This window comes from Bradyrhizobium sp. USDA 4502 (assembly GCF_054063355.1).
Map to the genome: position 1 here is coordinate 7,400,874 of NZ_JBSSGF010000001.1, position 26,121 is coordinate 7,426,994.

At 65.1% G+C, this 26,121-nt stretch carries 23 protein-coding genes; 14 read left to right on the forward strand and 9 right to left on the reverse strand.

From position 1 onward, the window contains the following. The first annotated feature begins 3 nt into the window (after nt 1-3). From nusA to ACVW1B_RS34500, 10 genes are all read left to right on the forward strand, one after another. Nucleotides 4-1,620, forward strand: coding sequence for a transcription termination factor NusA (gene nusA, locus ACVW1B_RS34455; protein ID WP_057015297.1), 1,617 nt, complete (start codon nt 4-6; stop codon nt 1,618-1,620). Between the two features lie 15 nt (nt 1,621-1,635). Further along, nucleotides 1,636-2,322, forward strand: coding sequence for an RNA-binding protein (locus ACVW1B_RS34460; RefSeq protein WP_069278999.1), 687 nt, complete (start codon nt 1,636-1,638; stop codon nt 2,320-2,322). 107 nt (nt 2,323-2,429) lie between these two features. Continuing rightward, the gene (gene infB, locus ACVW1B_RS34465; protein WP_225164079.1) at nt 2,430-5,126 is read left to right on the forward strand and encodes a translation initiation factor IF-2; all 2,697 of its coding nucleotides are present in this window, start codon (nt 2,430-2,432) and stop codon (nt 5,124-5,126) included. A 174-nt stretch (nt 5,127-5,300) separates the two neighbouring features. Next, entirely contained in the window at nt 5,301-5,711 is a 411-nt protein-coding gene (gene rbfA, locus ACVW1B_RS34470; RefSeq protein ID WP_253605841.1) for a 30S ribosome-binding factor RbfA, read from the forward strand. Beyond that, complete coding sequence (gene truB, locus ACVW1B_RS34475; protein WP_253609844.1) at nt 5,711-6,820, forward strand: tRNA pseudouridine(55) synthase TruB; 1,110 nt, start codon at nt 5,711-5,713, stop codon at nt 6,818-6,820. Before rbfA ends, truB begins: the two co-directional genes overlap by 1 nt. 2 nt (nt 6,821-6,822) lie before the next feature. Beyond that, complete coding sequence (gene rpsO, locus ACVW1B_RS34480) at nt 6,823-7,092, forward strand: 30S ribosomal protein S15 (RefSeq protein WP_016844725.1); 270 nt, start codon at nt 6,823-6,825, stop codon at nt 7,090-7,092. A gap of 314 nt (nt 7,093-7,406) precedes the next feature. Then, on the forward strand, nt 7,407-9,569 hold the full coding sequence (pnp, locus tag ACVW1B_RS34485) for a polyribonucleotide nucleotidyltransferase (RefSeq protein WP_050383431.1): 2,163 nt from the start codon (nt 7,407-7,409) through the stop codon (nt 9,567-9,569). Nucleotides 9,570-9,772: 203 nt separating this feature from the next. After that, nucleotides 9,773-10,507 (forward strand): superoxide dismutase, encoded by a 735-nt coding sequence (locus ACVW1B_RS34490; RefSeq protein ID WP_092081026.1) that lies wholly within the window; start codon nt 9,773-9,775, stop codon nt 10,505-10,507. A gap of 123 nt (nt 10,508-10,630) precedes the next feature. Then, nucleotides 10,631-11,107 carry a GNAT family N-acetyltransferase gene (locus tag ACVW1B_RS34495; protein ID WP_253605839.1) on the forward strand — a complete coding sequence of 159 codons (477 nt, stop codon included), beginning with the start codon at nt 10,631-10,633 and terminating at the stop codon, nt 11,105-11,107. Continuing rightward, the gene (locus tag ACVW1B_RS34500; protein ID WP_253605837.1) at nt 11,104-11,700 is read left to right on the forward strand and encodes a glutathione S-transferase family protein; all 597 of its coding nucleotides are present in this window, start codon (nt 11,104-11,106) and stop codon (nt 11,698-11,700) included. Before ACVW1B_RS34495 ends, ACVW1B_RS34500 begins: the two co-directional genes overlap by 4 nt. Nucleotides 11,701-11,821: 121 nt before the next feature. On the opposite strand, the gene fabV is transcribed toward ACVW1B_RS34500, so the two are convergent. The 3 genes from fabV to fabA form a co-directional block, all read right to left on the reverse strand. Continuing rightward, entirely contained in the window at nt 11,822-12,994 is a 1,173-nt protein-coding gene (gene fabV, locus ACVW1B_RS34505) for an enoyl-ACP reductase FabV (protein ID WP_253605835.1), read from the reverse strand. Nucleotides 12,995-13,072: 78 nt separating this feature from the next. After that, nucleotides 13,073-14,296: a beta-ketoacyl-ACP synthase I gene (gene fabB / locus ACVW1B_RS34510; protein WP_092081034.1), complete on the reverse strand. Its 1,224-nt coding sequence runs from the start codon at nt 14,294-14,296 to the stop codon at nt 13,073-13,075. A 43-nt stretch (nt 14,297-14,339) separates the two neighbouring features. Further along, nucleotides 14,340-14,861, reverse strand: coding sequence for a 3-hydroxyacyl-[acyl-carrier-protein] dehydratase FabA (fabA, locus tag ACVW1B_RS34515; protein ID WP_057015289.1), 522 nt, complete (start codon nt 14,859-14,861; stop codon nt 14,340-14,342). Nucleotides 14,862-15,188: 327 nt separating this feature from the next. Here fabA and irrA point away from each other — a divergent pair, with 327 nt between their 5' ends. Continuing rightward, the gene (irrA, locus tag ACVW1B_RS34520; RefSeq protein ID WP_026192029.1) at nt 15,189-15,680 is read left to right on the forward strand and encodes an iron response transcriptional regulator IrrA; all 492 of its coding nucleotides are present in this window, start codon (nt 15,189-15,191) and stop codon (nt 15,678-15,680) included. A 72-nt stretch (nt 15,681-15,752) separates the two neighbouring features. Here the strand turns inward: irrA and ACVW1B_RS34525 are convergent, their stop codons facing one another. Next, entirely contained in the window at nt 15,753-16,280 is a 528-nt protein-coding gene (locus ACVW1B_RS34525; protein ID WP_092081303.1) for an SH3 domain-containing protein, read from the reverse strand. Between the two features lie 347 nt (nt 16,281-16,627). Between ACVW1B_RS34525 and ACVW1B_RS34530 the strand changes: the two genes are divergently transcribed. Beyond that, a complete protein-coding gene (locus ACVW1B_RS34530) occupies nt 16,628-17,632 on the forward strand; it encodes a 2-hydroxyacid dehydrogenase (protein WP_253605834.1) in 1,005 nt (334 codons plus the stop codon). A 577-nt stretch (nt 17,633-18,209) separates the two neighbouring features. Here the strand turns inward: ACVW1B_RS34530 and ACVW1B_RS34535 are convergent. Next, the gene (locus tag ACVW1B_RS34535) at nt 18,210-19,121 is read right to left on the reverse strand and encodes a LysR family transcriptional regulator (RefSeq protein ID WP_253605833.1); all 912 of its coding nucleotides are present in this window, start codon (nt 19,119-19,121) and stop codon (nt 18,210-18,212) included. 120 nt (nt 19,122-19,241) lie between these two features. On the opposite strand from ACVW1B_RS34535, the gene ACVW1B_RS34540 reads away from it, so the two are divergent. Further along, on the forward strand, nt 19,242-20,249 hold the full coding sequence (locus ACVW1B_RS34540; RefSeq protein WP_253605832.1) for an aldo/keto reductase: 1,008 nt from the start codon (nt 19,242-19,244) through the stop codon (nt 20,247-20,249). A 9-nt stretch (nt 20,250-20,258) separates the two neighbouring features. Here ACVW1B_RS34540 and ACVW1B_RS34545 read toward each other — a convergent pair whose 3' ends face one another. Beyond that, nucleotides 20,259-21,062, reverse strand: a complete 804-nt coding sequence (locus ACVW1B_RS34545; protein WP_456822764.1) for a HesA/MoeB/ThiF family protein — start codon at nt 21,060-21,062, stop codon at nt 20,259-20,261. Between the two features lie 225 nt (nt 21,063-21,287). Here ACVW1B_RS34545 and ACVW1B_RS34550 point away from each other — a divergent pair, with 225 nt between their 5' ends. Next, entirely contained in the window at nt 21,288-22,646 is a 1,359-nt protein-coding gene (locus ACVW1B_RS34550) for a serine protease (RefSeq protein ID WP_253605830.1), read from the forward strand. 161 nt (nt 22,647-22,807) lie between these two features. Here the strand turns inward: ACVW1B_RS34550 and ggt are convergent, their stop codons facing one another. The 3 genes from ggt to mutM form a co-directional block, all read right to left on the reverse strand. After that, a complete protein-coding gene (gene ggt, locus ACVW1B_RS34555; protein ID WP_456823081.1) occupies nt 22,808-24,487 on the reverse strand; it encodes a gamma-glutamyltransferase in 1,680 nt (559 codons plus the stop codon). A 121-nt stretch (nt 24,488-24,608) separates the two neighbouring features. Next, a complete protein-coding gene (locus tag ACVW1B_RS34560; RefSeq protein WP_253605827.1) occupies nt 24,609-25,172 on the reverse strand; it encodes a GNAT family N-acetyltransferase in 564 nt (187 codons plus the stop codon). A gap of 1 nt (nt 25,173) precedes the next feature. Further along, entirely contained in the window at nt 25,174-26,055 is an 882-nt protein-coding gene (gene mutM, locus ACVW1B_RS34565) for a bifunctional DNA-formamidopyrimidine glycosylase/DNA-(apurinic or apyrimidinic site) lyase (protein ID WP_253605826.1), read from the reverse strand. Between the last annotated feature and the right edge of the window lie 66 nt (nt 26,056-26,121).

Here is a 26,121-nt window from a genome sequence, read left to right on the forward strand (position 1 = left end):
GCCATGGCAGTCAGCGCCAACAAACTCGAACTGCTGCAGATCGCAGACGCAGTTGCGCGCGAAAAGTCGATCGACCGCTCCATCGTGATCGCGGCGATGGAAGACGCCATCGCCAAGGCCGCGCGTGCCCGCTACGGCAGCGAGACCGACGTCCATGCCGAGATCGATGCCAAGAAGGGCGAGCTGCGGCTGACCCGCCACATGCTGGTGGTCGACGTCGTCGAAAACTCCTCCAACCAGATTTCGCTGCACGACGCGCAGCGCGCCAATCCGGGCGCCCAGGTCGGCGACACCATCGCCGACACGCTGCCGCCGCTGGAATATGGCCGCATCGCCGCGCAGTCGGCCAAGCAGGTGATCGTGCAGAAGGTGCGCGAGGCCGAGCGCGACCGGCAGTACCAGGAATTCAAGGACCGCATCGGCGACATCGTCAACGGCATCGTCAAGCGCGTCGAATATGGCAGCGTGATCGTCGACCTCGGCCGTGGCGAAGCGATCGTGCGCCGCGACGAGATGCTGCCGCGCGAAGTGTTCCGCAACGGCGACCGCGTCCGCGCCTATATCTTCGACGTCCGCCGCGAGACCCGCGGTCCGCAGATTTTCCTGTCGCGCACCCATCCGCAGTTCATGGCGAAGCTGTTCGCACAGGAAGTGCCGGAGATCTACGACGGCATCGTCGAGATCAAGGCGGTCGCCCGCGATCCGGGCTCGCGCGCCAAGATCGGCGTGATCTCGCGCGATTCCTCGGTCGACCCGGTCGGCGCCTGCGTCGGCATGCGCGGCTCGCGCGTGCAGGCCGTGGTGAACGAGCTGCAGGGCGAGAAGATCGACATCATCCCGTGGTCGCCCGACATTGCGACCTTCGTCGTCAACGCGCTGGCGCCGGCTGAAGTCGCCAAGGTCGTGATCGACGAGGACCGCGAGCGTATCGAGGTCGTGGTTCCCGACACCAATAACCAGCTGTCGCTTGCGATCGGCCGCCGCGGCCAGAACGTCCGCCTCGCCTCGCAGCTGACCGGCTGGGACATCGACATCCTGACCGAGCAGGAAGAGTCGGAGCGCCGCCAGGCCGACTTCGAGAACTCGACCCGCGTGTTCATGGAAGCGCTCAATGTCGACGAGGTGGTCGGCCAGCTGCTCGCCTCCGAAGGCTTCACCTCGGTCGAGGAACTCGCGCTGGTCGACGTCAAGGAACTCGCGGGCATCGAGGGTTTCGACGAGGAGACCGCCACCGAGCTGCAGACCCGCGCCCGCGAATATCTGGAACAGCTTGAGGCGGAACTGGAAGCCAAGCGCAAGGAACTCGGCGTCGAGGACGCCATGAAGGACGTGCCCGGCATCACCGGCAAGATGCTGGTGAAGCTCGGCGAGAACGACGTGAAGACGGTCGAGGATCTCGCCGGTTGCGCCACCGACGACCTGGTCGGCTGGACCGAGCGCAAGGAAGGCGGCGAGCCGACCAAGCATGCCGGGTTCCTCGACGGCATCGAGATCTCGCGCGACGAGGCCGAGGCCGTGATCATGCAGGCCCGTCTGAAGGCCGGCTGGATCACCGAGGCCGACCTCGCCAAGCCTGCCGAGGAGGCCGAGGCCGCCGAAGCAGAAACGACGGCTTCGTAAGGAGATGCCCCACGGATGCTGGCTCAGGCTGACCCCGATCTCGACGATGGGCCGCGGACGCAGAAGTCCGCGACCACGCGGATGTGCGCGGTCAGCCGCGAGGTGCGTCCGATCGACGAGCTGATCCGGTTCGTCATTGCGCCCACGGGCGAGGTGATCCCGGATCTCAAGCGCAAGCTGCCCGGCCGCGGATTATGGGTTTCCGCATCGCGGCGCAGCGTTGCGGAAGCGGTCCGCCGTCACCAATTTAGCAAGGGATTCAAGCGCGATGTCCGCGTCGCGCCGACCCTTCCCACCGACACCGACACCCTCCTGGTGCGCAGCGTCACCGAGGCCCTGGCGATGGCCGCCAAGGCCGGTCAGGTGGTTTCGGGCTTCGGCAAGGTCGAGGACGCACTCAACCGGAACGAAACTGCAGCCCTGATCCACGCTTCCGACGGCGCGGCGGACGGAATCCGCAAATTGGACGCGATCGTGAGGCAAAGGGGCGAAAAACGTGGTGAATCGCCGGTAATCACCGTCGTCAATGTTTTGACGTCGGAAGAATTGGATTTGGCACTTGGGCGGTCAAATGTGATACATGCTGCGCTGCTCGCGGGCCCGGCGAGCAAGACGTTCCTGTCGCGCTGCCAGATGCTGGTCCGATACCGGATGGCCGACGACGACAAGACCGCCGAAGCGGCCAGAAATTCCAGAGCGTGATCCGGGAAGGCGGACGCCGTCTTTCCGACCGGTCATGCTCAGCAAACGACGACACGTTGAAGGATTTGTGCGGCAAACGCACAGCGAAACGAGATTAGGACTGCTGAATGGTTGATACCAAGACCCCTGGCGACAAGACTTTGAGTGTCCCGAGCAAGACGTTGTCGCTGAAGCCGCGCGTCGAGACGGGCACCGTGCGCCAGAGCTTCAGCCACGGCCGGACCAAGCAGGTCGTGGTCGAGAAGCGCGGCAAGCGTCGCGTCGGTGGCGATGGTCCCGGCGAGGCGCACGCGCCGGAACCCGTGGTTGCAAAGCCTGCGGCGCCGGCCGCCAGGCCGCCGCTCGGCCGCCCCTCAGGCCCGCCCCCCGGCCAGCAGCAGCGTAACACCCGCTCCGGCGTGGTGCTGCCGACCCTGACCGAGGACGAGCGTTCCGCGCGCGCCAGCGCGCTGGCCGACGCCCGTCAGCGCGACATCGAGGAACGCCGCCAGGCCGAAGAGGAAGCCAAGCGCCGCGCCGTCCGCGAGGCTGCCGAGAAGGCCGAGCGCGAGGCCGCCGAAACCCGCCGCAAGGCGGAAGAGGAGCGCCACCGCCACGAGGAAGAGGCCAAGCGCAAGGCCGAGGTCGAGGCCAAGCGCCGCTTTGGCGAGGGCGAAGCCAAACCCGGCGCTCCGGCCACAACAGCGGCCAGGCCCGCGACAGCCGCACCTGCGTCTGCTCCGCCTGCCCGCGCGCCCGCAGCACGCCCGACCACCACGACAACCGCGCGCGCACCAGCCTCTGCGCCGCGGCCGGCGGCAGTTGCGGCCGGGCCGGACGAAGACGAAGGTCCGCGCCTGGTGCGCCGCCCCGGCGGCGCCGTGCGCCCCGCCGCGGCTCCGAAGACCACCCACAAGCCCGGTCCGCAGAAGGAGCGCGGCCGCCTCACTCTGACCACTGCGCTCAACGCCGACGACGTGCGCGAGCGTTCGATCGCCTCGTTCCGCCGCCGCACCCAGCGCCTGAAGGGGCATGCGTCGAACGAACCGAAGGAAAAGCTGATCCGCGAAGTCACCATTCCGGAAGCGATCACGATCCAGGAACTCGCGAACCGCATGTCGGAACGCGCGGTCGACGTCATCCGCATGCTGATGAAGCAGGGCGCGATGCACAAGATCACCGACGTGATCGATGCCGACACCGCGCAACTGATCGCCGAAGAACTCGGCCACAGCGTCAAGCGCGTCGCGGCGTCCGACGTGGAAGAGGGCCTGTTCGACGTCGTCGACAATTCCACCGACACCGAGCCGCGCTCGCCGGTAGTCACCGTCATGGGTCACGTCGACCACGGCAAGACCTCGCTGCTCGACGCGCTGCGCCACGCCAACGTCGTATCGGGCGAAGCCGGCGGCATCACCCAGCATATCGGCGCCTACCAGGTGCTGTCGCCCGAGAGCGGCACCAAGATCACCTTCATCGACACGCCCGGCCACGCCGCGTTCACCGCGATGCGCGCCCGCGGCGCCAAGGTCACCGACATCGTCGTGCTGGTGGTCGCGGCCGATGACGGCGTGATGCCGCAGACGATCGAGGCGATCAATCACGCCAAAGCGGCCAAGGTGCCGATGATCGTGGCGATCAACAAGATCGACAAGCCGGATGCGCGGCCGGAGCGCGTGCGCACCGAGTTGCTCCAGTACGAGGTGCAGGTCGAATCGCTCGGCGGCGACGTCGTCGACGTCGAGGTTTCGGCCAAGAACAAGACCAATCTCGACAAGCTGCTCGAGATGATCGCGCTGCAGGCTGAAATCCTCGACCTGAAGACCAACTCGGAGCGTCCGGCGGAAGGCACCGTGATCGAAGCCAAGCTCGATCGCGGACGCGGTCCGGTCGCGACCGTGCTGGTGCAGCGCGGCACGCTGCGCGTCGGCGACATCATCGTGGCCGGCGCCGAGATGGGCCGCGTCCGCGCGCTGATCTCCGACCAGGGCGAGAATCTCGAAGAGGCCGGCCCTTCGGTGCCGGTCGAGGTGCTCGGCTTCAACGGTCCGCCGGAAGCCGGCGATCGTCTCGCTGTTGTCGAGAACGAAGCCCGCGCCCGTCAGGTCACGAGCTATCGCGCGCACCAGAAGCGCGAGAATGCCGCGGCCTCGATCTCGGGCATGCGCGGCTCGCTCGAGCAGATGATGTCGCAGCTCAAGACCGCGGGCCGCAAGGAGTTCCCGCTGATCGTCAAGGCCGACGTGCAGGGCTCGCTGGAAGCGATCCTGGGCTCGCTCGAGAAGCTCGGCACCGACGAAGTCGCCGCCCGCATCCTGCATGCCGGCGTCGGCGGCATCTCGGAGTCCGACGTCACGCTGGCGGAAGGCTTCAACGCCGCGATCATCGGCTTCTCGGTCCGAGCCAACAAGGAAGCGGCGGCTGCGGCCAAGCGCAACGGCATCGAAATCCGCTACTACAACATCATCTACGACCTCGTGGATGACATCAAAAAGGCGATGTCCGGCCTGCTCGCGCCCACGCTGCGCGAAACCATGCTGGGCAACGCGCAGATCCTGGAAGTGTTCAACATTTCCAAGGTCGGCAAGGTCGCGGGTTGCCGCGTCACCGACGGCACCGTGGAACGCGGCGCCAATGTTCGCCTGATCCGCGACAACGTCGTGGTGCACGAAGGCAAGCTGTCGACGCTGAAGCGCTTCAAGGATGAAGTGAAGGAAGTGGTCGCCGGCCAGGAGTGTGGCATGGCGTTCGAGAACTACGGCGACATGCGTGTCGGCGACGTGATCGAATGTTACCGCATCGAGACGATCCAGCGCTCTCTGTAAGTCCAAATCTTACGAAGCGCAGATCTTGCTAGGCGTTGGGTCCATTTAACTGAAAATGCGACGGCGTGGCCGGACTTTGGTCCGGCCACCAGCGCATCGTCCGATTGAAAGCAAAGCAAGGACATTGATGCCCGCGGCCACGGCCGGCGGGCGCGACGGTTTTGGAAAAAGGTCATGCCCCGTCAAAAGAAGAGTTCCAGCCCCGGCGGATCGCAACGTCAGCTGCGCGTCGGCGAAACGATTCGCCATGCAGTTGCCGAGATTCTGTCACAGGGTGAGGTTCACGATCCCGATCTGGAAGGCCACATCATCACCGTTCCCGAGGTGCGTATGTCGCCGGATCTGAAGCTCGCCACGATCTACGTGATGCCGCTCGGCGGCCACGACACCGACACGGTGATATCCGCGCTCGAGCGCAACAAGAAATTCCTTCGCGGCGAGATCGCGCACCGCGTCAACCTGAAATTTGCACCCGACATTCGCTTCCGCGTCGATGAGCGGTTCGACGAGGCGGAGCGCATCGAGAAACTACTGCGGACACCTGCGGTGCAGCGAGACCTTGCACCCGATTCGGACGACGAGTGATGACTGTGATGACGACCAACAGCGTTGTCGACGCGAAGGATGCCGACGCGCGCGACGCTGAGCGGGATGCTTTTGCCGGCCAGCGCACCGACGATGCGCGCCGCACCAACAACGACCCGCGCCAGAAGCAGGGCAGGCAGAACCAGCAGCCGCGCCGCGACAAGCGCGACGTCCACGGCTGGGTGGTGCTCGACAAGCCGATCGGCATGACCTCGACGCAGGCGGTCGCGGTGCTCAAGCGCCTGTTTCAGGCCAAGCGCGCCGGCCATGCCGGCACGCTCGATCCGCTCGCCTCCGGCGGCTTGCCGATCGCGCTGGGCGAGGCCACCAAGACGGTGCCGTTCGTGATGGACGGCCGCAAGCGCTACCGCTTCACGGTGTGCTGGGGCGAGGAGCGCGACACCGACGACACCGAGGGACGGCCGGTCAGGACCAGCGAGAGCCGGCCGACCGCCGATTCGATTAGGGACCTGTTGCCGCGCTTTACCGGGGTGATCGAGCAGATCCCGCCGCAATATTCGGCGATCAAGGTGCAGGGCGAGCGCGCCTATGATCTGGCGCGCGACGGCGAGACCGTGGAACTGAAGCCCCGCCCGGTCGAGATCCACGAATTAACCCTCGTGGAACATGGCGATAACGGTCAGTCCGTGTTCGAGGCCGAGTGCGGCAAGGGAACCTATGTCCGGGCGCTGGCCCGCGATATGGGCCGGATTCTGGGCTGTTTCGGCCATATCTGCGCCCTGCGGCGGACCCTTGTCGGTCCGTTTACCGAACGGGACATGATTCCGCTGGAACAGTTGGAGGCTTTATGCAATAGAGCCGCGTCTGGCGAGGGCAGCCTCGCCGACGCGCTTTTGCCCGTTGAGACCGCGCTGGACGACATCCCGGCACTGGCCGTCACACGGGCTGATGCGGCAAGGCTCCACAGGGGCCAGGCCGTTTTGTTGCGCGGACGGGATGCGCCCAATACCAGCGGCACAGTCTATGTCACGGTGGCAGGCCGGCTTCTCGCGCTTGCCGAAATTGGCAATGGCGAACTCATCCCCAAGCGCGTGTTCAACCTGAACGGACTGACTGCCGGTCCGGCTCGCAACGATGAAAGTAACTGACGATGTCGATTACCGCCGAACGCAAAGCGGAAGTCATCAAGACGAATGCCAACAAAGCCGGCGACACCGGCTCGCCCGAGGTTCAGGTCGCGATCCTGTCGGAACGCATCAATAACCTCACCGAGCACTTCAAGAGCCATGTGAAGGACAACCATTCACGCCGCGGCCTCCTGAAGCTCGTGTCGACGCGTCGTTCCCTGCTTGACTACATCAAGCGCAAGGACGAGGCGCGCTACAAGGCGCTGCTCGAAAAGCACAACATCCGTCGTTGATTTGAGAAGCACGCGCGCGAGGGTTCGCGCGCGTTTTCGCATGATCGTCCGTGAACTCGGGCTTTCGAATTGTCGAAAGATGATCATGCGCAGCATGGCAGTCGCGCCATGCACACTAGCGTCCAGCAGCAATCCGGCCGCTGGACCGGGCAAGATGCCCAGATGACCGAAAGGATGGACGCCATCCGAAATCCAGGGACCATGGCAGGATCGCCGGATGCTGATCGCGACAGCGCATCAGTGTCTCGCCGTCTTGGCATGGTCTTTGTGTTTCAGGGCGCCGTGCTTTCGTGAAACCATGAAAGAAAACCGAAATGTTCAATTCGCATTCCGTCGAAATCGACTGGGGTGGACGTCCCCTCAAACTTGAAACCGGCAAGATCGCCCGCCAGGCCGACGGCGCCGTGATGGCCACCTACGGCGAGACCGTGGTGCTTGCCACCGTCGTTGCGGCGAAGGCGCCGCGCGAGGGCGTCGACTTCCTGCCGCTCACGGTCGACTACCAGGAGAAGACCTACGCCGCGGGCCGCATTCCCGGCGGCTATTTCAAGCGCGAAGGCCGTCCGACCGAGAAGGAGACGCTGGTCTCCCGCCTGATCGACCGCCCGATCCGTCCGCTGTTCGTCGACGGCTGGCGCAACGAGACCCAGGTGATCGTCACCGTGCTCTCGCACGACATGGAGAACGATCCGGACATCGTGTCGCTGGTCGCCGCCTCCGCCGCCCTGACGCTGTCGGGCGCGCCGTTCAAGGGCCCGATCGGCGCCGCACGCGTCGGCTTTGCCAATGACGAATACGTGCTCAACCCGACGCTGGACGAGATGACCGAGACCCAGCTCGACCTCGTCGTCGCCGGCACCGCCGACGCCGTGCTGATGGTCGAATCGGAAGCCAAGGAGCTCAACGAGGACGTGATGCTCGGCGCGGTCATGTTCGGCCACCGCCACTTCCAGCCGGTCATCAACGCGATCATCGAGCTCGCCGAGAAGGCCGCCAAGGAGCCGCGCGAAGTCACCACAATCGACAATTCGGAGATCGAGAAGGAGATGCTCGGCATCGCCGAACAGGAGCTCCGCAAGGCCTATGCGATCCCGGTCAAGCAGGAACGCTATGCCGCGGTCGGCGCCGTCAAGGAGAAGGTGCTGGCGCACTTCTTCCCGGAAGGCCAGGAGCCGAAATACGACAAGCTCCGCGTCGCCGGCGTGTTCAAGGAACTGGAAGCCAAGATCGTTCGCTGGAACATCCTTGACACCGGCAAGCGCATCGACGGCCGCGACGCCAAGACCGTGCGCAACATCATCGCCGAAGCCGGCGTGCTGCCGCGCGCCCACGGCTCGGCGCTGTTCACCCGCGGGGAGACCCAGGCGATGGTCGTGACCACGCTCGGCACCGGCGAGGACGAGCAGTACATTGATGCACTGTCGGGGACGTACAAGGAAACGTTCCTGCTGCACTACAACTTCCCGCCCTACTCGGTCGGTGAAACCGGTCGCCTCGGCGGCACCAAGCGCCGCGAAATCGGCCACGGCAAGCTCGCCTGGCGCGCGATCCACCCGGTGCTGCCGCCGCATCACGAGTTCCCGTACACGATCCGCGTGGTCTCCGAGATCACCGAGTCGAACGGCTCGTCCTCGATGGCCTCGGTGTGCGGCGCCTCGTTGTCGCTGATGGACGCCGGCGTGCCGCTGAAGCGGCCGACCGCCGGTATCGCCATGGGCCTGATCCTCGAAGGTCAGCGCTTCGCGGTGCTGTCGGACATCCTCGGTGACGAGGATCATCTCGGCGACATGGACTTCAAGGTCGCCGGTACCGACCACGGCATCACCTCGCTCCAGATGGACATCAAGATCGAGGGCATCACCGAGGAGATCATGAAGGTTGCGCTTGGCCAGGCCAAGGAAGGGCGCATCCACATCCTCGGCGAGATGGCCAAGGCTCTGACCGCGGCGCGCGCCGAGCTCGGCGAATACGCACCGCGCATCGAGACCTTCAAGATCGCCACCGACAAGATCCGCGAAGTGATCGGCACCGGCGGCAAGGTGATCCGCGAGATCGTCGAGAAGACCGGCGCCAAGGTCAACATCGAGGACGACGGCACCGTGAAGGTCGCCTCCAACGATGGCGAGGCGATGAAGGCTGCGATCAAGTGGATCAAGTCGATCGCCTCCGATCCGGAGGTCGGCCAGATCTACGAGGGCACCGTCGTCAAGGTGATGGAGTTCGGCGCGTTCGTGAACTTCTTCGGCGCCAAGGACGGCCTCGTCCACATCAGCCAGCTCGCGTCCAACCGCGTGCAGAAGACCTCCGACGTCGTCAAGGAAGGCGACAAGGTCAAGGTCAAGCTGCTCGGCTTCGACGATCGCGGCAAGACCCGCCTGTCGATGAAGGCGGTCGACCAGGAGACCGGCGAGGATCTCGAGGCCAAGCAGAAGACCGAAGCGCCGGCTGCGGCGCCGCGCGAAGCTGCCGGCGAGTAAGCCAGGGCCAATCGACTTGCAAATCGACTGTTACGAAAAGGGCGGCCCTGTGGCCGCCCTTTTTGGTTTGCCGAGATCGGACGCAAATCAATCTCCGCTGATCGGCATGCGCGGTTTTGACCCGGCATTGTGACCGGATTCGCTGGAACCCGTTCACAACTCGGGCCTAACATCAGGAAGCTTTCCCAGCACGGAGAACCACGATGTCCTCGATGTCCCGACGCCATTTGATCATCGCAGCAGGCGGCATCGCCGCGGCCGCCGCCACATCGCGCGCAGCGTTCGCGCAGACCACGGCGCAGGCCCCCGCCGGACCGTTCAAGATCGATCCGCTGACCTATCCCACCAATGCGCTGGAGCCGCATATCGACGCCAAGACGATGGAAATCCATCACGACCGGCATCATCAGGCCTATGTCACCAACCTCAACAATTTCGCCAAGGACAATCCGCAGATCGCCGAGAAGCCGGTCGTCGAGGTGCTCGCCAATCTCGGCAGCGTGCCGGAGGCGATCCGCACCGGCGTGCGCAACAACATGGGCGGCCACGCCAACCACACGATGTTCTGGCAGATCATGGGACCGAACGGCGGCAAGGCGGACGGCGAGGTGCTCGCCGCAATCGATCGCGACCTCGGCGGCATGGAAAAATTCCAGACCGATTTCAACGCTGCCGGCGGGCGCGTGTTCGGCTCCGGCTGGGTGTTCGTCACCGTGACCAAAGACGGCAAGCTCGCGATCGAGACGCGGCCGAACCAGGACAATCCGATCATGGACGGCAAGCGCGCGCTGCTCGGCAACGACGTCTGGGAGCACGCCTATTACCTGACCTACCAGAACCGCCGCCCCGATTATCTCAAGGCGTGGTGGAATACGGTGAACTGGAAGGCCGTGGCTGAGCGCTATGCGGCAGCAAAGGCCGGCACGCTCGGCGTGTGAGCCGCCGGGCTCGCCGGTCGCAAACAACTACGCTAGAGTTGAAAGCTCCGCGAGGCGCTCGCGGGCTTTCACCTTTATGCACCCACAGCGTCGCGCCGCCGGCGTCGAACGCGATAGGGAACAATGACGCTGCCGATCATCCGCCCCGCTCGTCCCGACGAACATGACGCGATCGCGCGCGCCTGGATGGCTAGTTGGGTTTCGACCGGGCTCTCGCAAGCCAGCGACAACCTGTTGAACGATCTGCGTGTCCGCTTGCCGCGCGAGATCGCCGGTGGCTGGAGCCTGTTCGTCGTCGACGATCGCGGCGCCATCGCCGCCATGCTGGCGCTGCACCTGCCGACCTCGCTGCTCGATCAGCTGATGGTGGTCCCCGCCTATCAGGGCCGGAGCCTGGGACGCGCGCTGCTTGCCTTCACGCGCCGGCAGATGCCCGACGAGATCTGGCTGAAATGCGTCCGGGAGAACGAGAAGGCGTGGCGCTGGTACGAGCGCGAAGGCTTCATCTTCGAGAAGGAAGCGCCCCATCCGGTCACCGGCTTCATGATGAAGCACTATCGGTGGATGAGAACAAACCGCACATCGGAGGCTAAGCCATGATCAAGCTGTACTGGTCGCCGCGCTCGCGCTCGTTCTCAGCCATCTGGCTGCTGGAGGAATCCGGCCTGCCATACGAACGGGTGCTGACCGACATCAGCACCGGGGCGCAGAAATCGCCCGACTTCCTCAAGATCAACCCGATGGGCAAGGTGCCCGCGCTGACCGACGGCGACGCGCAGCTCGCCGAGGCCGCCGCGATCTGCGCCTATATCGCCGACCGCTATCCCGAGACCAAACTCGCGCCGGCAGCGACGGACCCGAAGCGGGCGCGCTATCTGCAGTGGCTGTTTTTCTCGCCGAGTTGCATCGAGCCGGCGCTGATCCAGCTCTTCACCAAGCTCGAGGTGCCGACCAGCACCGCGGCATGGGGCAGCGCCGCGCAGGTGTTCGACGTGCTCGACGCCGAGTTGCAGAAGGGGCCATGGATCCTCGGCGATCAATTCTCCGCTGCCGACATCGCGATCGGCGCGGGACTGAACTTTGCGGTACGTGTGTTCAAGATGGTGCCGTCGCGGCCGTCATTCGAGGCCTATATCGGCAGCTGCGTGGCCCGGCCCGCGTTCCAGCGCGCAGAGAAGATCGCGGCGGGGTGAGACATGTAGCCCGGATGAAGCGCAGCGAAATCCGGGGCTCTCTGCCACAGAGGGACTGTCCCGGATTGCGCTTCGCTCCATCCGGGCTACGAAGCTGTGATTGCGATGTTTCCCGAACGGCCTAACCCGGCACGACGCGGGGATCGACATCCTGCGTGTAGTCGACGCCGTCGATGCCGAAGCCGAATAGGCGCAGGAACTGGCTCTTGTACTCGCCGAGATCGGCCAACTCGCCGAGCGTCTCGGTGGTGAGCAGTGGCCAGCGCCGCGACACTTCCGTCTGCACCTCGGGCGACAGCTCCCAGTCGTCGACCCGGACGCGCTGCGCGTCATCGAGCTCGACGCCCTTACCGAGCTTCGTCCGGAACAGGCGATCGATCTGCTCGATGCAGCCTTCGTGGAGACCGAGCTGCTTCATCACCTTGAACAGCACCGTGCCATAGAGCGGCACCACCGGAATCGCCGAGCTCGCCTGGGTGACCACGGCCTTCAGCGCGACGACGCGGGCGACGTCCGCACCGAGCCGGCCGCGGATCGCTTCCGCCTTGCTGTCGAGATCGACCTTGGCGCGGCCGAGCGTGCCGTTCCAGTAGATCGGCCAGGTCAGTTCACTGCCGATATAGGTGTAGTTGAGCGTCCGGAAGCCCGGCGCCAGCACGCCGGCATCCGCCAGCTGATCGATCCAGCGCTTCCAGTCGTCGCCGCCCATCACCGCGACGGTGGCCGCGGTTTGCTCCTCGCTGGCCGGTTCGAGCGTGGTCTGGAACACCTCACCGGTCTCGGTGTCGAGCGTCTTGATCTCGACCGGGGCGCCCAGCGGCTTGATCACCGAACGATAGGTCTTGCCGGTGTCGGGATCGGTCCGGACCGGAGCGGCCATGCTGTAGACCAGCAGGTCGAGCTGTCCGAATTTCTCGCGCACGCGCTCGATGAAGGTCGCCTTCAGCTCGTCGGAGAAGGCGTCGCCTTCGAGCGTGAGCGGCGAGCGTCCGATCTTCTGGGCCTCGATCTCGAAGGCGCGGTTGTTGTACCAGCCGGCGCTGGCGCTTCTCTTTTCCGACGGCTCGCGCTCCAGCGACACGCCGATCGTATCGGCGCCGCCGGCGAAGGTCGCGACGATGCGGCTCGCGAGGCCATACCCCGTCGAGCAGCCCAGCACGGCAACGCGCTTCGGGCAGTCGGCGACCGGGCCCTGCTTCAGAACATAGGCGATCTGTTCGCGGACATTCGTGGCGCAGCCGACGGGATGTGCCGTCGTGCAGATGAAGCCTCGCACGCGCGGTTCAATAATCATTCCCACCCCATTCCGGATCGTTGCAATGTTCCCATTCGCTGCCCGCGGACCTCCCTCAGCAAGCGAGGAGAGGCGAAATCACGCGTCAAGCCGCCTGAACACCAGCGTCGCGTTGGTGCCGCCGAAGCCGAACGAGTTCGACAGCACGGTGTTGAGCTTGGCGTTGTCGATGCGCTTGCGCACGATCGGCATGTCGGCAAACACCGGATCGAGTTCGGTGATATGCGCGCTCTCGCAGATGAAGCCGTTGTTCAGCATCAGCAGCGAATAGATCGCTTCCTGCACGCCGGTGGCGCCGAGCGAGTGGCCGGTCAGCGCCTTGGTCGCCGAGATCGGCGGGCACTTGTCGCCGGTGCCGAACACCTTGCGGATCGCCTCGATCTCCGGCGGATCGCCGGCGGGCGTCGAAGTGGCATGCGGATTGATGTAGTCGACCGGCGTGTTCACCGTCGACATCGCCATGCGCATGCAGCGCTCGGCGCCCTCGCCCGATGGCGCCACCATGTCGTAGCCGTCGGAGGTTGCGCCGTAGCCGACGACCTCGCCATAGATCCTGGCGCCGCGCGCCTTGGCATGCTCGAGCTCTTCCAGCACCACGACACCCGCGCCGCCCGCGATGACGAAGCCGTCGCGGTTGAGATCGTAGGGACGCGAGGCGGTGGCGGGCGTGTCGTTGTATTTCGAGGACATCGCGCCCATGGCGTCGAACAGCACCGACAGCGTCCAGTCGAGTTCCTCGCAGCCGCCGGCGAAGATGACATCCTGCTTGCCGATCTGGATCGTCTCATAGGCGTTGCCGATGCAGTGGTTCGACGTCGCGCAGGCCGACGAGATCGAATAGTTCACGCCCTTGATCTTGAACCAGGTGGCGAGCGTCGCCGACGCGGTCGAGGACATGCCCTTCGGCACCGCGAACGGACCGACGCGCTTCGGGCCCTTGGCGCGCGCGATGTCGGCGGCCTCCACCAGCGTGCGCGTCGACGGACCGCCGGATCCCATGATGATGCCGGTACGGATGTTGGAGACTTCGCTTTCCTCGAGGCCCGAGTCGCGGATCGCCTGTTCCATCGCAACGTGATTCCACGCCGCACCTTCGGCAAGGAACCGCATCGCGCGGCGATCGATCACCTCGGCAGGATTGAGTGTCGGCGCACCGTGCACCTGCGAACGGAAGCCGAGTTCGGCGGCCTTCTCCGCGCGCGAAATGCCCGACTTCGCCTCGTAGAGGCTCGCAAGCACTTCCTGGGTGTTGTTACCGATGGACGAGACAATACCCATCCCCGTGATGACAACCCGCCTCATGTTCGCCTCGCCCTGCCTTTATGTTGCCGCATGATGATCCTGCTCAAGATGGAGCCGTGCCCTGCTTGAACAACCCGACCTTCAAGTCCTTGGCGCGATAGATAATCTCGTCGTCCATGGAAAGCCACCCGTCGGCAATTCCAAGCACGAGCTTTGACCGCATCACGCGCTTGATATCGATGTTGTACACAACCTTGCGCGCTTGCGGCAGCACCTGTCCGGAGAACTTCAGCTCGCCGAGGCCGAGCGCGCGGCCACGACCTTCGCCACCGATCCAGCCGAGGTAAAAGCCGACCATTTGCCACATGGCATCGAGGCCGAGGCAGCCCGGCATCACCGGATCATTCTTGAAATGGCAGCCGAAGAACCAGAGATCCGGTTTCACCTCGAGCTCGGCGCGCACCAGCCCCTTGCCGAACTCGCCGCCATTCTCCGAAATCTCGCTGATGCGATCGAACATGAGCATCGGCGGCAGCGGCAACTGGGCGTTGCCGGGACCGAAAAGCTCGCCCCGCCCGCAAGCCAGCAAATCCTCGTATTCGTAACCGCCGCGCCGATCCAGCATCCTCTTTCCACCTCTGATGTCCCGATGAGCGCTTTGCTTGGTCGGACCTTGATCTACCCACGGGAACCGGAATAACCCGTCCCGCATCTTGGCGCTACCTGGGTACGCTACGGCCTGTTATCTCTGCCGAAAGCGCATATGTGGTCCGCGCGCTCTCTAACATAGCGCCAACTGGGCGGCAAAGCGGCATTCCGAGGATAAATGACCGCTTCTCCTTAGGTTTCTACCGCAGCTTGGATTCGTTCTAGTTGCGAAAAACTTGCATCTGATAGGCATCCTTTTTATATTTATGAGGAATATTGCCTGAGTTGGGTGCATAGAGTGGATATGAACGAGGAAGTACCGGCTGTGAACGATGATGCCGTGCACCCGGCTGCCCGGGGCGCTGGGCACCACCCTGCCCTGACCGGCTGTCCGTGGCATGACGTCAACGAGATGTTGCAGTCTGCCGGTCTGCGGCCGACCCGCCAGCGCATGGCGCTGGGCTGGCTGCTGTTCGGCAAGGGTGCCCGCCACCTGACCGCTGAAATGCTGTACGAGGAAGCCACGCTGGCCAAGGTTCCGGTATCGCTGGCGACCGTCTACAACACCCTGAACCAGCTGACCGATGCCGGCCTGCTGCGCCAGGTCAGCGTCGACGGCACGAAAACCTATTTCGATACCAACGTGTCGACGCACCACCACTTCTATCTCGAGCACAACCACGAGCTGGTCGACATTCCCGACCCGAACCTTGTGCTGTCGAAGATGCCCGACGTGCCGGAAGGCTACGAGATCTCCCGCGTCGACATGGTGGTGCGGCTGCGCAAGAAGCGCTGAATCGTCTTACCGTCGATTTGAGTTGTGATGGCCGGGCTCGTCCCGGCCATTGTCGTTCGGGACGAGGAAAACTCAGTCCACCTTCTCGTCGGCGTAGACGCCCCAGAGGCGCTGCTGCTCGATCCAGCCGTCGAACCCGCTGCCGGTGACCCGGCACCAGTTATTGGCGCATTTCTTCACCTGCGCGACGACGCCGGCCTGCAGGCGCGCCGCGACGGCGCTGGTGGCATCGGGACGATCGTAGAGCGAGGCCAGATCGTCCTTGTTCTTCATCGTGACGACGGCGGTGCGGCGGCCGGACAGCAGGGAATGATAAACCCAGCCTTCGGCACCCTCGGAATCGCGCACCCGGCGCCAGTTCTCGAACTCGGCGGTAATTTCGACCGGCAGCCCCGACCGCGTGTAGACCCAGGCGACGTCATTGTCCTTGGTCGGGCCGGCCCGGACGTTCACGTGATCCGACTTCAGGCTGACATAGCGTGGGATCGGCAGGCCGCTGGTGGTGGGGCTCAAATCCTTGGCGGAATGTCCGGGCATGACCGACGCACTCAGCATGCTTCCGACCAGCGCCACCAATGAACCGAAACGCCAGAACGCCACCATCAACCCGTCTCCTGCCGAGATGCCCAACCCGCATTCGGCGAACCGCAACCCAAACCACGCCCGAAGGCCCCAGCGCCCGCGCCCGTTCGCTCCCGCACTGCATGCCCGAGGGGTTCTTGTCTTGGCCCGGCCTTCTGCTAGAGAGGACGGAACGCCTGAGAGCCAGAACACCCGAATTTCCCGTCGTTTCGCCTTGGCGAAAAGCCGGGGCAAGTATCGGGGAACCCTAGGAAACGCGAAGGAAACGCCGGGACAGCGCGGCTATCAGCAGTGTCGAACAACCGGGTTAATGAGGCCTGAACGGTTTGTTTTTTGGCAAGCCGCGCGCCCCATGAAAGCAGGACATGTCGGTGAAGAAAAAGCCTCTCGTCGTCGTCACCCGCAAGCTGCCGGACTCGATCGAGACCCGGATGCGCGAGCTGTTCGACGCCAGATTGAATCTCGACGACACGCCGATGACGCCGGAGCAGATCGCCGAGGCGGCGCGGACCGCCGACGTGCTGGTGCCGACCGTGACCGACATGGTCCGCGAGGACGTGATCAATCAGCCCGACTGCAAGCTGAAGATGATCGCCAATTTCGGCAACGGCGTCGACAATATCGATGTCGCCGCGGCGCATGCCCGCGGCATCACGGTGACCAACACGCCGAAGGTGTTGACCGAGGACACCGCCGACATGACCATGGCGCTGATCCTTGCGGTGCCGCGGCGCCTGATCGAGGGCGCCTCGATCCTGACCGAAGGCAGGCAGCACTGGGCGGGCTGGTCGCCGACCTGGATGCTCGGCCACCGCATCGGCGGCAAACGGCTCGGCATCGTCGGCATGGGTCGCATCGGCCAGGCCGTGGCGCGCCGCGCCCGGGCCTTCGGCCTGCAGATCCACTATCACAACCGCCGCCCGGTGGCGCCCATGATCGCCGAAGAGCTAGGGGCCACCTATTGGGAAAGCCTCGACCAGATGCTGGCGCGGATGGACATCATCTCGGTGAATTGCCCGCACACGCCGGCCACCTATCACCTGCTCTCGGCGCGGCGGCTCAAGCTGATCCGCAAAGAGGCCTATGTCGTCAACACCGCGCGCGGCGAGGTGATCGACGAGGACACGCTGATCAAGCTGATCGAAGCCGGCGATATCGGCGGCGCAGCCCTCGACGTCTATGAGCACGAGCCGGCGGTGAACCCCAAGCTGGTGCGGCTCGCCAAGGCCGGCAAGGTGACGCTGCTGCCGCATATGGGTTCGGCCACCATCGAAGGCCGCGTCGAGATGGGCGAGAAGGTGATCATCAACATCCGAACCTTCCTCGACGCCCACAAGCCGCCGGATCGCGTGCTGCCGAGCATGCTGTAAGCGCTCGTAGCCCGGATGGAGCCAACGGGTCGCGCGAACGCGCGCCCGATGACAGGCTCCGCGCAATCCGGGACCGCTTCTTTCCATAACCTCCCCTTGAAAAGGGGAGGTCGCTTTGCTCGCCAGAGCAAAGCGGGTGGGGATCATCTCTCTCCACGAGAGACGGTGCGTGTGGCTGACCCCCATCCCGACCTTCCCCCTTTCAGGGGGAAGGAGAAGAGAGATCTGTAGCCCGGATGGAGCGCAGCGAAATCCGGGGCCTGTATCCGCGGACAGGCCGCCCCGGATTACGCTTCGCTCCATTCGGGCTACGAGACGTGGGTAGTCACATGCGACAGCCCTGCCGTCGCAGGGGCGAGCTGCCAAAATATCGAAAATAACCCCATGCAAAGGAGCCGGTGCGGCCGGCGAGGCGCATGCTGCGATCACGCATTCGGTGTCGCCCCTGCGAACGCACGGACCCATAACCGCAGGGCCTTGTTGCTGCAAAGGCCGTGGCCCCAGCGCTGCAAGGCAATCTGTATTTGTGGTTATGGGTCCGGCCTTCGCCGGGACGACGATGTGGCGAGGTCCTGCTCTACTTCTTCCGTCGCGCCTGCTTGCGCCAGTCGGCGACGAACGACACGAACGCGGCGAGCGCCGGCGGCGGCTGACGGCGGCTCGGATAATAGAGGAACGGTCCGTCGAACGGCGGGCACCAGTCGTCGAGCACGCTGACCAGCGCGCCGGATTTGACGCCGTAGCGGACATAGCCCTCGAACGTCGCCCAGTAGCCGACGCCGTCATGAACCGCACGCAGCGCGAGGCCGAGATGGGTCGCGGTCAGCCTGGCCGGCGGCGAAATCTTCACCACGCGGCCGTTCTTCTCGAACTCCCAATCGAACATCACACCGTTGCTGAAGCGGCTGCGGATGCAGGGGTGCGCCAGCAGATCTTTCGGATGCATCGGCCGGCCGTGCTTTGCGACATACTCACTGGACGCCACGATCGCGTAACGTTGCGGCGCGCCAAGCGGAACCGCGACCATGTCCTGTGCCAGGTGCTCGCCGTAACGCACGCCGGCGTCAAAGCCCTGCGCGACGATGTCCACGAACGCACTCTCCGCAACGACGTCGAGCTCGACCCGCGGATATCTGGCGAGGAACGGCGCGATCATCGGCGCCAGCACGAGATCGACCGCCGGCGGCGGCGCGTTGATGCGCAAGCGTCCCGACGGCTCGGCGCGCAGGCCGCGCACCTCGGTGATCGCATCGGCAACATTGACCATGGCCGGCGCGACGCGGGCCAGCAGCAATTCGCCGGCTTCCGTCAGTGCGACGCTGCGGGTGGTGCGGTTCATCAGGCGGACGCCGAGCCGCTCTTCCATGTCGCGCAGGCGCTGGCTGAGGCTGGAAACCGAGACGCGCTGCTCGAGCGCCGCACGCCGGAAATTGCGCGTGCGCGCCACCGCCACGAAGGCGTCGAGGTCGCGAAGGTCGAAATCCTGCATTGTTCGATATAGTGAACAAGCCATTCGCGATTGTCCAGCTTATCGTCCGAAACCGTCCGGCCCATATCACCTCGGCATTTAGCGACGGATTTCCGCCGCCAACGTTCGAGGAACATCCACATGGACACACGCAAACTCGGCTCAACCGGGCCCACCGTCGCGGCCCTCGGCCTCGGCTGCATGGGCATGTCCGAGGTCTATGGGCCGGCCGATCGCGGCGAGAGCATCGCCACCGTGCACGCGGCGCTCGATGCCGGCATCACGCTGCTGGATACCGGCGACTTCTACGCCATGGGCCACAACGAGATGCTGGTGCAGGAAGCCCTGAAGGACGTCGCGCGCGACCGGCTGCAGATCAGCGTCAAGTTCGGCGCGCTCCGCGGCCCCGCGGGTGAATTCGCCGGAATGGACACCCGGCCGGGCGCGACGAAGAATTTTCTCGCCTATTCGCTGCAACGTCTCGGCACCGACTACATCGACATCTATCGCCCGGCACGTCTCGATCCCAACGTTCCGATCGAGGCGACGATCGGCGGCCTCGCCGATCTGGTGAAGTCCGGCTACATCAGACATATCGGCCTGTCCGAGGTCGGCTCCGACACCATCCGCCGTGCTCATGCCGTGCATCCGATCGTCGATCTCCAGATCGAATACTCGCTGATCGAGCGTGGCATCGAGCGCGATATCCTGACGACCTGCCGCGAGCTCGGCATCGGCATCACAGCCTACGGCGTGCTGTCGCGCGGACTGATCAGCGGCCACTGGTCGAAGGATTCCGGCAAGATCGGCAGGGACTACCGGCTGATGACGCCGCGCTTCCAGGGCGCGAACCTCGATGCCAATCTCGCGCTAGTGGAGCAGTTGCGCGCCATTGCCGCCGAGATCGGAGCAACGCCGGCTCAAGTCGCGATCGCCTGGGTCGCGGCGCAGGGCAAGGAGATCGTGCCGCTGGTCGGCGCCCGCACCCGAAACCGTCTCGCCGAAGCGCTCGGCGCGACCAGGCTGACGCTGACGCAAGCTCATCTCGCGGCGCTGGCGAAAGCCTTCCCGCCGGATATCGCTGCCGGCACGCGCTATGCGGCCGAGCAGATGGCGCATCTCGACAGCGAGAAGCCGGCCAGCAGATAACGGCAGCAATCAGGTGCGATGGGCGCTGAGGTCAGTGATGACAGGCCCATCGCCATTGAGCGGGTTCTGCGGATCGCGCGCGTAGCGCAGGGTTTCGAACCGCATCGCGCGCGCATCCACCATCAGGAGGCGGCCGACCAGGCCCTCGCCGAAGCCGACGATCTCGCGGATCGCCTCCAGCGCCATCATCGACCCCAGGACGCCGGCGAGCGCGCCCATCACGCCGGCCTCGGCGCAGGCCAGCACCGTGCCCGGCGGCGGCGCCTCGGGAAACAGGCAGCGATAGGTCGGGTTGAATTCGCCCTCCGCATTCTTCTCATGCGCGCGGATCGTGGTCAGCGAACCGTCGAACTGGCCCAGTGCGGCCGTGATCAGCGGCCGCTTCGCGAGGAAGCAGGCATCGGCGACGAGATAGCGGGTCTCGAAATTGTCGGAGCCGTCGAGCACGAGGTCGTAGTTCGCGATCAGCGCCATCGCATTGTCGGCGGTGAGCCGCATCGGATGCGCCTCGAACGTCACATGCGGATTGAGTGCATGGATCTGCGCCGCCGCGCTGTCGACCTTGCGCTTGCCGATGTCAGACGTCGCATGGATGATCTGGCGCTGCAAATTGGAGAGCGAGACGATATCGTCATCGATCACGCCGAGCCGGCCGACACCTGCGGCAGCCAGATACATCAGCACCGGCGCGCCGAGGCCGCCGGCGCCGATCACCAGCACCGACGCTTCTTTCAGTGCATTCTGGCCGGGGCCGCCTACCTCGCGCAGCACGATATGGCGGGCATAACGTTCAAGCTCGTCGGCACTCAGCATTGTCTCATCTATCCTACCCGTGACCCTCATGGTGAGGAGCGCGGCACGCGCGTCTCGAACCATGAGGCCCGGTCCGTGGCCCTCATCCTTCGAGACGCGGCTCTCGCCGCTCCTCAGGATGAGGGTTGACGCGCTCCCTGAACCGGAGCGCGGTTGTTGCCGACCAAGCAGATGTGATTAATTGCCTGGACGTCAATGGTGTCAGTCATTCCCCCCGGATTTGTCATGAGATCGGTGCTTTCGGCAACATTGATGGCCGCTTCCATGGGCATGGCGCAGGCCCAGATGACGCCGCCCTCGACGGCGGGGGCGAAGCCGAAAACCGTGGCGACGGTGCCGATACGCCCCGGGCTGCAGAAGCCGGAGGATACCGCTGGCGCGATGGCGCAGGCCGAGCGGCTGGCGCTGCAATCCGACCTCGCCTGGGTCGGCGAATATAACGGCGCCATTACCGGCGACGTCAGCGAGCGCATGGTCAATGCGATCAAGGAATTCCAGAAGAAGCGCGGCGGCAAGCCGACCGGGGTGCTGAATCCGCAGGAGCGCGGCGTGCTCGCCGACACGGCGCGGCGGAAGCAGGAAGGTGTCGGCTGGAAGATCGTCACCGAGCCGGCCACCGGGGCGCGGCTCGGCATTCCAACCAAGCTGGTGCCGCAGCTCACCAGCGATGCCGCCGGGGCCAAATGGACCTCGCCGACCGGCACCGTCCAGGTGCTGCTGACCCGGCGCAAGGAAGCGAGCCCGACCACCGCAAAGCTTGCCGAGCAGGAAAAGAAGGAACCGGCCGGCCGCACCATCGACTACACGGTGGTGAAGCCGGATTTCTTCGTGCTGTCGGGCATGCAGGGGCTGAAGAAGTTCTATCTGCGCGGCACCTTGAAGGGCGACGAGGTCCGCATCCTCACCATCCTCTATGACCAGGCGATGCAGACCACGGTCGATCCGGTGGTGATCGCGATGTCGAGCGCCTTCAACGCCTTTCCGTCCGCCGTGCAGGCCGGTCCGCCGCCGCGCAAGACCGTCGAATATGGCACCGGCGTCGTGGTCAGCGACGACGGCGCCATCGTGACCGATCGCGTGGCGACCGACGACTGCATCACGCTGACGATCCCGGGCTACGGCAATGCCGATCGGGTCGCCGAGGACAGGGATCACGATCTCGCGCTGCTGCGCATCTATGGCGCGCGCGGGCTGAAGCCGCTCAATATCGCAGGCCAGGCGACGCAGACCGCGCTCGACATCACCGGGATCGCCGATCCGCAGAACCAGGGCGGCGGCGCGGCCGCGAGCAGCGTGAAGGCTTCGGTTGCACAGATCGGCGGCGGCGATCAGGCGCTGTCGCCGGCGCCGGCACTCGGATTCTCCGGCGCGGCGGCACTCGACGGCGGCGGCCGGTTTGCCGGCATCGCGACGCTGAAACCCGTTATCGTCGCGGGCCCCGCAAACGCTGCGCCGCCGTCGCAGGCCGCATTGGTGCCGGCCGACACGGTGCGCAGCTTCCTGAAGGCGCATGGCGTCACCGCGTCGGGCGACTCGGCGGACGCCAAGGCCGCCGTGGTCCGCGTGATCTGCGTCAGGAAGTAGAGTTACCTCGCCCCGCTTGCGGGGAGAGGTCGGACTGCATCGCCAGATGCAATCCGGGTGAGGGGGGTACAGGTCCATCAATGGACACCACCTCGTGGAGAGAGCCCCTCACCCCACCCTCTCCCCGCAAGAGCGAGGCGAGGGAGCCTAACCACCTCACCTCACCTCAGCGCAAACCGCACCCCGGCGCGGGCGAGACCGCCGGCAATGCCGACCGGGGTGCCGTCGGCGCGCCAGCAGGCTGCGCCCGACATCGTGCCGTCAGCGTGAAACTGGATCGCGTTCATGCCGCCGGCTACCGTCGGCACGACCTGCACCTTGTGGCCTTTGGCTGATAGCGCGGCGCGGACGGCCTCCGGCACTGCCTGCTCGACCTCCAGCGCGTTGCCCTCGGTCCAGACCCGCGGCGCCTCGACCGCCTCCTGCAGGCTCATGCCGTGGTCGATCAGGTTGATCAGCGCCTGCATCGCGCTCGGGAAGATGCGTTTGCCGCCGGGCAGGCCGAGCGCGTAAACCAGCTTGCCGTCGCGCAGCGCCATCATCGGCGACATCGAGGTGGTGACGCGCTTGCCGGCGGCCAGCGACAGCGCGTGCCCCGGCCGCGGATCGAACAGGTTCATGTAGTTGTTCGGCACGGTGCCGAGTCCGGGGATCAGGATCTTGGCGCCGAACAGATTGTTGATGGTCTGTGTGGTCGCGACCACATTGCCCATCGCATCCGCCGCGGTCATGTGCGTGGTGTGCGCGCTTTCGACCTGGGTGACGCCGGCGCTCCAGGCTTGTGCAGCGGCGGGATCGATCGCGCGGCGGCGCTCCTCGGCATAGGCCTTCGAGGTCAGCCGTTCCACCGGCACGTTGATATAGGCGGAATCGCCGCTCGCGGCCGCGCGGTCGGCAAAGGCGATCTTCAGCAGCTCGGCAAGGTAATGGATGGTCTCGGCCGTGCCGAAGCCGAGGCGCGCGATGTCATAGCCTTCGAGGATGTTGAGCATCTGCGTGATGTGCACGCCTGATGCCGCCGGCGGCGGGGGCCCGAGGATTTCCCAGCCGCGGTAGTCGCAGCGGATCGGCTGCCGCTCGACGGTCTTGTAGGTCGCGAGATCCTGTTGTGCGATGAAGCCGCCGTTCTTCTTCATGTAGTCGACCAGGATGTCGCCGAGCGGTCCCTGGTAGAGCGCGTTGTCGCCATGATCCGCGATGTATTTCAGCGTCTCGGCATATTCCGCCTGCACCACGCGCTCGCCTGGCTTCAGCGGCGTGCCATCAGGCAGATAGATCGCCGAGATCGGTTTATCCTTCAGCATCTCCTCGGCGCCGTCGGTGATGCATTCATGCAAATAGGGCGTCGCCGCATAGCCGCGCGCGGCGTGCTTGATCGCGGGCTGCATCACATCGGCAAGGCTCATGGTGCCGAAGCGGCGCAGCGTTTCGCACCAGGCTTTCAGCGAGCCCGGCACCGCGACCGCTTTCGGCCCGTTCAAATTCTCGTTGCCGACGGTGTCGAAGACGTCATGTGCCGAACCGGGCTTCGAGGTGTAGGTATCCGGCTTTACCGCCTGCGGCACCGTGCTCTGGCCGTCGATGAAGCGATGGCTGCCGTCGGCGAGACGAATATGCGCCATGCCGCCGCCGATGATGCCGACCATCATCGGCTCGACCACGGTCAGCGTGAACAAGGTGGCGATCGCCGCATCGATCGCATTGCCGCCGGCAGCCAACATCTCGGCGCCCGCGCTCGATGCCAGCGGATGATTGCTCACCACCATGCCGCGGCTGCTGGTGGCCGGCTGCTTCTCGCATTGAAAACTTGTCGCGGCGCGGTCGCGCCAGGCGTCATTCATCGACATGCCGTTCATCGCCATTGTGTTCTCGTTCTTGATGGAGCGATGGGCCATGTTCGCCAACCCTTTATGCGCGGTCAAGACACGGCGTTTTTCCTCACGGCGGTATTCGCAAATAAGGTCACCGCTTCGCGCGATCGCGCAGCCAGGCCTCGCGCGCGACCTTCCATTTCTCCGCTCTGGATTCGCCATTGTGGTGCGGAAGCTCGACGAAGCCGACGAATTCGGCCCCGGTCTTCTGCTTGACCCGGCGCGAGGCGGCGTTGGACGGCGCGTTGCAGACATGGAAGTGATCGAGGCCGAGCGTCAGGAAGGCGAAATCGTTCACCGCAGCGATCGCCTCCGTCATGAGGCCCTGATTCCAGTACGGCTCAGCGAGCCAGAACCCGCGATTGCCCTTGCGCCCATCGGCACGCGGCCGGAAATTGATGTTGCCGATCGCCTCGCCGTCGCCGGCACGCAACACCAGCACCCATTGATAGCTTTCCTCGCCGGCCGCGATCTTGTCGAACTCGCGCCTGACAAAGCTATCCGCGCCGTCGCCCGGATAAGGCCACGGCACCACCGTGGCGAGAGTCTTGATCACGTTCCAATTGTTGAAGTGACGCTGGATCGCCGCGGCATCCGACAGCGCGAGCGGCCGCAGGATCAGGCGCTGCGTCTCGATGCGCGGGGTCTCGAACATGTTACTTCTGACACTTCGGGCACCAGAACGTCGAACGGCCGTTCTGGGTGAAGCGCCGGACGATGCCCTCGCAGCCTGACGTGCGGCACGTCTCGCCCTCGCGGTCGTAGACCTGGAACGAATGCTGGAAATAGCCGAGATCGCCATTGGTCAATCGATGGTCGCTGATCGAGGAGCCGCCGGCCTTGATCGCCTGGTTGAGCACCGAATGGATCGCGTCGACCAATCGCCTGGCGTGGTCGGTGGGCTCTGCCTTCTTGGTCGCGAGCGTCGCGGCCAATCGCCGCGGCGACAGATGCGAACGAAACAGCGCCTCGCAGACATAGATGTTGCCAAGTCCCGCCACCACGCGCTGATCGAGCAGCGCGGCCTTCAGGCTGGTCTTCTTGTTGTGACAGGAGCGCGCCAGCATCGCCGCGTCGAACTCGTTGCCGAGCGGCTCGGGACCGAGCCCTTTCAGCAGCGGCTCATCCTCGATCGCGTTGCGCGCGATGATCTTCATGTAGCCGAAGCGCCTGGGATCGTTGAAGACGACGGCCGCGCCCGACGACATGTGGAACACCACGTGATCATGCGCGCGATCCTCGCTGCGCGGATGGTGGAATTGCCCCGGCGTCGCCGCGCCCTCGCCCTTCAGCACGCGGAACGAGCCCGACATGCCCAGATGCATCAGCAGCACGTCGCCGGAGTTCAGGTCCGCCATCAGATATTTGGCACGGCGGCCGAGCCCGGTGATGGTCCGGCCCTCCAGCCGGGCGATAAAGTCCTTTTGAAACGGAAAACGCAAATCCTTGCGGCGGGCCTCGGCCTTGAGGATCTTGGACCCCTCCATGGCCGGCTGCAGGCCGCGGCGGACGGTCTCGACTTCGGGTAATTCCGGCATAGCAGGCATTCACCTTTTGGAAGTGACGTGATAGCGCCATTGCGGCCGCCGCGCTATGGTTTGGCT